The organism is Clostridium disporicum, from assembly GCF_001405015.1.
GTDB lineage: Bacteria > Bacillota > Clostridia > Clostridiales > Clostridiaceae > Clostridium > Clostridium disporicum_B.
Genome location: NZ_CYZX01000044.1, coordinates 1 through 4,891, shown reverse-complemented (window position 1 = coordinate 4,891; position 4,891 = coordinate 1). Strand labels below are relative to the sequence as shown.

The 4,891-nt window shown below is 28.9% G+C and carries 4 protein-coding genes, 3 tRNA genes and 4 rRNA genes; 9 read left to right on the top strand and 2 right to left on the bottom strand.

Going from position 1 to position 4,891, the window contains the following annotated elements:
* From rrf (ARA56_RS16115) to ARA56_RS16095, 5 genes are all read left to right on the top strand, one after another.
* Positions 1 to 105: ribosomal RNA gene (rrf, locus tag ARA56_RS16115) — 5S ribosomal RNA — on the top strand; the annotation flags it as partial.
* A gap of 5 nt (positions 106 to 110) precedes the next feature.
* Positions 111 to 186 (top strand) — tRNA-Lys (locus tag ARA56_RS16110).
* 32 nt (positions 187 to 218) lie between these two features.
* The gene (locus ARA56_RS16105; protein ID WP_084759096.1) at positions 219 to 515 is read left to right on the top strand and encodes a lactate/malate family dehydrogenase; all 297 of its coding nucleotides are present in this window, start codon (positions 219 to 221) and stop codon (positions 513 to 515) included.
* 357 nt (positions 516 to 872) lie between these two features.
* A 5S ribosomal RNA gene (gene rrf / locus ARA56_RS16100) occupies positions 873 to 989 on the top strand.
* Between the two features lie 5 nt (positions 990 to 994).
* Positions 995 to 1,070, top strand: a tRNA-Lys gene (locus ARA56_RS16095).
* Between the two features lie 45 nt (positions 1,071 to 1,115).
* Here ARA56_RS16095 and rrf (ARA56_RS16090) read toward each other — a convergent pair.
* Positions 1,116 to 1,225: ribosomal RNA gene (rrf, locus tag ARA56_RS16090) — 5S ribosomal RNA — on the bottom strand.
* A gap of 205 nt (positions 1,226 to 1,430) precedes the next feature.
* Here rrf (ARA56_RS16090) and rrf (ARA56_RS16085) point away from each other — a divergent pair.
* Positions 1,431 to 1,547 (top strand): 5S ribosomal RNA (gene rrf, locus ARA56_RS16085).
* Positions 1,548 to 1,552: 5 nt separating this feature from the next.
* Positions 1,553 to 1,628, top strand: a tRNA-Lys gene (locus ARA56_RS16080).
* Between the two features lie 80 nt (positions 1,629 to 1,708).
* On the opposite strand, the gene ARA56_RS16075 is transcribed toward ARA56_RS16080, so the two are convergent.
* Positions 1,709 to 2,479: a signal peptidase II gene (locus tag ARA56_RS16075; RefSeq protein WP_055268502.1), complete on the bottom strand. Its 771-nt coding sequence runs from the start codon at positions 2,477 to 2,479 to the stop codon at positions 1,709 to 1,711.
* A 169-nt stretch (positions 2,480 to 2,648) separates the two neighbouring features.
* Between ARA56_RS16075 and ARA56_RS16070 the strand changes: the two genes are divergently transcribed.
* Together ARA56_RS16070 and ARA56_RS16065 are read left to right on the top strand one after the other, a co-directional pair.
* Positions 2,649 to 3,452 (top strand): pyruvate, water dikinase regulatory protein, encoded by an 804-nt coding sequence (locus ARA56_RS16070; protein ID WP_055268500.1) that lies wholly within the window; start codon positions 2,649 to 2,651, stop codon positions 3,450 to 3,452.
* 31 nt (positions 3,453 to 3,483) lie between these two features.
* Positions 3,484 to 4,386, top strand: coding sequence for a patatin-like phospholipase family protein (locus tag ARA56_RS16065; protein WP_055268498.1), 903 nt, complete (start codon positions 3,484 to 3,486; stop codon positions 4,384 to 4,386).
* The last annotated feature ends 505 nt before the right edge of the window (positions 4,387 to 4,891 follow it).

Sequence of the window (4,891 nt, the reverse complement as noted above, 5' to 3'; positions counted from 1 at the left end):
GGCGTAGAGGAAACACTCCTTCCCATTCCGAACAGGAAAGTTAAGCTCTACAGCGCCAATGGTACTGCACGGGAGACTGTGTGGGAGAGTAGGACATTGCTAGGTAATATGCGCTATTAGCTCAGTTGGTAGAGCACCTGACTCTTAATCAGGGTGTCCCGGGTTCGAATCCCTGATGGCGCACCAAGACCTAAGCTTATTGTTTAGGTCTTTTTTGTATACTAAATAAATTTTATTGTAAATGTATAGAGGTAGATACAGTAGTAATAGCTGCTGGAGCTCCACCTAAACCAGCCCAAGCTATAATTGATACATTACATATGTTAGCTAAATTAGTAGAATTTATTATTAATCTGATTATGGAAAGTGGCTTTTATGGATATTTTATAATTATTTCTAACCTTGTTTATATGATAGCTTATGATGTTTATAAGTTAATAGATTTAGATAGAAGTAGGATAATTAGAACTGTAACATCTGTTGATTTTGAAAGATTAAAAAATTTCAATGAATAATTATTAGATGTTGATCCAAAGTATGTTTAAGCTTATTCTATTAGAGAAGATGGAGATTCTCAAATGGGACCATCGTCTTATGTATATCTTGAAAGATATTTGAAGTGTATAGAAGAAAAAATAAAAAATATATTATAAAATAATTTAAAAAATTTATTTATATATAATAAAGAAAATAAAAACCTATAGAAATTAAACAATGAATTACAATTAAGAATGGCTTGTACACAAGGTTTGTAGCAGCTGAAATAAAAGAAAAAAAGTTTTAAAAAAAATATATCAAAAAAATGTTGACTTTTGTAGAAAAACTCTATATAATAAATTCTTGTCGAGGGACATATACAAAAGATAAATAAATCTGGTGATGATGGCATAGAGGAAACACTCCTTCCCATTCCGAACAGGAAAGTTAAGCTCTATAGCGCCAATGGTACTGCATGGGAGACTGTGTGGGAGAGTAGGACGTTGCCAGGTAAGATGGTTTACTAGCTCAGTCGGTAGAGCACTTGACTTTTAATCAAGGTGTCCGGGGTTCGATTCCCCGGTAAGCCACCAAAAAATCACTTCTAATTTAGAAGTGATTTTTTCATAAGTAAACTTGCTTAGCATTACATATAAAAAAANTCCCATGCAGTACCATTGGCGCTATAGAGCTTAACTTTCCTGTTCGGAATGGGAAGGAGTGTTTCCTCTATGCCATCATCACCAGATTTATTTATATATAATAAAGAAAATAAAAACCTATAGAAATTAAACAATGAATTACAATTAAGAATGGCTTGTACACAAGGTTTGTAGCAGCTGAAATAAAAGAAAAAAAGTTTTAAAAAAAATATATCAAAAAAATGTTGACTTTTGTAGAAAAACTCTATATAATAAATTCTTGTCGAGGGACATATACAAAAGATAAATAAATCTGGTGATGATGGCATAGAGGAAACACTCCTTCCCATTCCGAACAGGAAAGTTAAGCTCTATAGCGCCAATGGTACTGCATGGGAGACTGTGTGGGAGAGTAGGACGTTGCCAGGTAAGATGGTTTACTAGCTCAGTCGGTAGAGCACTTGACTTTTAATCAAGGTGTCCGGGGTTCGATTCCCCGGTAAGCCACCAAAAAATCACTTCTAATTTAGAAGTGATTTTTTCATAAGTAAACTTGCTTAGCATTACATATAAAAAAAAGAAAAGGTTATTTATGCCTTTTCTTTTTTTATACTTCTTTTTATATCATTTTTGATAAACACTAAAAAGTTCTTTATAGCCTGCCAATCATCTTTTAATGAAGAATTACCATCATCTTTTAAAAAGTCACTTTTATATGTAGCCATTATAAAGAATAGTAATCCTAGATTGATATATATATCTTTTATATCTGCTATAAATAAGTCGCTAATTCCTATAAAGTCAAGACTACCACCGTAGAATACCTTATCTATTAAAGAACATAAAGCTCCTGCAAATATAAATACAAAGCACATATCTCCCCAGAATGTATTCTTACCTGATTTAAATTTTATATATCTGTAGAATTCAAAGAAAATAAATAAAGCTATGAAATTAATTAGTATTAATAATGGAAAACTAATATTAAAATTAAATCTAGCATTCAACCAAGAACCATGAGTATTTATTATAGGATCAAATGATAGGAATCTTGGAATTATTTCATAATATGAATCGAAGAAGTTAAATTTAATTATTAGTTTACTACCTTGATCTATTAACATTAGAATAATAAAAATTATAAATAGCTTTTTGCTTTTAAAGCCATCAGAATATTTATTGCTTAGATAATAGATAATATATCCAACAAATGCGAATACAAAAACTAATGATAAGTTTAGGATAAGTGTATATAAATCTTTTACTCTTCCAGTTACAATCTCAAAAGCAAAGTATATAAGCCACATGATAGGAAGTATTCCTATAGTAAGAAGCTTATCTTTGTTATAAATATTTTTCATCTTTAGCCTCCTAAATTTAAGTTTATATTAATAATTTTAACATATATATATTAACAATTCATTATAATAGAAATTTATTATAAAATATTGGTATAATAAATAATATGTAAATATTTCTAAAATTTAGATTTTACAGAAGCGTAAAATTAGGTAAATGGAGGGTATTAAAATGTTGAAAATTTTCGCAGTATCAGATTCAATAGGAGAGATAGCAGATCAAGTAGCAGAAGCTGCAGCTAGTCAGTTTAATGACGAGGTTAAAATTAAGAGAGTACCATATGTAAAAACATTAGAAGATGTAGAAGAAGTAATCAAAGAAATTAAAGAGGAAGAAAATGCTATGATAGTATCAACTATCATTACTGTAAATGTTAGGGAATATTTAACACAAAAAGCTATTGAAAGCAATCTTACAGTAGTTAATGTATTAGGACCAATAATAAATGTAGCTTCATCTTTATTAAATCAACAACCACAGTATGATCCTGGAGCTATGTGGAAGACTGATGAAGCATACTTTAAGCGAATTGAAGCTATGGAATTTGCTATGCAATATGACGATAGTAAAGATTATAGAGGATTAAAAAATGCAGATGTGGTTTTAGTAGGACTTTCAAGAACTTCAAAGACACCACTTTGTATGTATTTAGCTAATAAGGGCATAAAGGCTATAAATATACCACTTGTTCCTGAAGTAGAGATTCCAAATGAACTATATGAAATAGATAAACATAAAGTATTTGGCTTAACAATTAATCCACTTCAATTGATAGAAATAAGAAAACGTAGATTAGATAAATTTCATAGAATACCATCAAATATAGAATATGCTGGTGATGCAAGAATATTAGAAGAGTTTGAATTTGCAGATAAGACTATGAGAAAGTTAGGGTGTAAAACTATTGACGTAACTCAGAGAGCAATAGAAGATACCGCACTAATCATTATTAAAGCATTAGGACATGGTAATTGATATTTATCAATCTAAATTATAGGAGGATAATATGAAAATAGGTTTAGTTTTAGCTGGAGGAGGGGCAAGAGGTGCATATCAAATTGGTGTTTGGAAAGCACTTATTGAGCTAGGTATAGATAAATATATTGAAGTTGTATCTGGAACGTCTATAGGAGCTGTTAATGCAATGCTTTTTCAGCAGAATGCATATGAAATGGCTGAGGAGTTTTGGTGTAATGTAAAGAAAGAGCAATTGTTACCTATAGATGAGAAAGAATTATTAGTTAAAGGTGTATTGTACGCAATAGGTGCTAAGAATATAAACTTTATAAGAAAATATATACCAAAGGCTCTAAAGGCGGGTACATTAACTAGAGAAGGTATGAATGAGTTTGTAGATAAAATGGATTTTGATGCTATTAAGAACTCTAAAATAAAAGGATATGCTACATGCACTAGATTACCAGATCTTAAAACTGAGTATTTTTATATTAATGATAATTCTGTAGAAGATATAAAAAAGATATTATGGGCAACATCTGCTGTTCCAATGATATATGATAGTCAAGAAATAAATAATGCTGAATATTTAGATGGAGGAGTAGGAGATAATGTGCCTATACAACCTGTGTATGGTGAAGGTTGTAATATTATTATAGTGGTACATTTAGCTAATGATAGTTTTATAGATAAATCGTTATATCCTAACACTAGTTTTATAGAGATTATACCTGAGGATATTGAGGAATATGATTTAAAAGAAATAATGGGATTTGATTCTAATGTAATAAAACAAAGAATGTTTAAAGGACATAAAGATGCTATAGATAAAATAAAGCCTATAATGGACATTACAAGATTAATAGATAAGAATGAATTGGAAAAGCAAAAAAATGAACAAAAATTTGTAAATAAATTGAACAAAATGTTTAACAAAATAAAAAACAATTAATTATAACTTAAAAGATGATTTTATATCTTATATATTATAAAGATATCAATATTATAAACTTTTAGTATAATAGGGTTATATATAGCTTACTTATATAATCCTATTATATATTAATATAGAAGTTAAAGATGAAATCAGTTTTATAATATTTTTAAATTAAATAGTGGAGTAAACTATTACAGTGAAATATTAATATAAATATGCATATTTTAAGTTGACAAGGAATTTAGTTAATGATAATATAAACTTCGTTGCCAATGAACAGTAGCAATAATGCAACTGATGGTTATAAAATTGTTTTAAAAAATGATTGACATAACCTAATTATGGTGATAAGATAAATATCGTTGCTAACGAAACTAAGTTAAAAAACTTTGGAAAAAGTTATTGACATAAAGTTGAGTAAGTGATAAGATAAAAAAGTCGCTTGAAGCGATAACAAAATATGGTCTTTGAAAATTGAACAGAATATAGTTAAAATAAATCCAGCAATTCTTTTGAGAGT

Coding starts and splice junctions, on each gene's coding strand:
- ARA56_RS16075 (WP_055268502.1), bottom strand. CDS start 2,479: ATGAAAAATATTTATAACAAAGATAAGCTTCTTACTATAGGAATACTT.
- ARA56_RS16070 (WP_055268500.1), top strand. CDS start 2,649: ATGTTGAAAATTTTCGCAGTATCAGATTCAATAGGAGAGATAGCAGAT.
- ARA56_RS16065 (WP_055268498.1), top strand. CDS start 3,484: ATGAAAATAGGTTTAGTTTTAGCTGGAGGAGGGGCAAGAGGTGCATAT.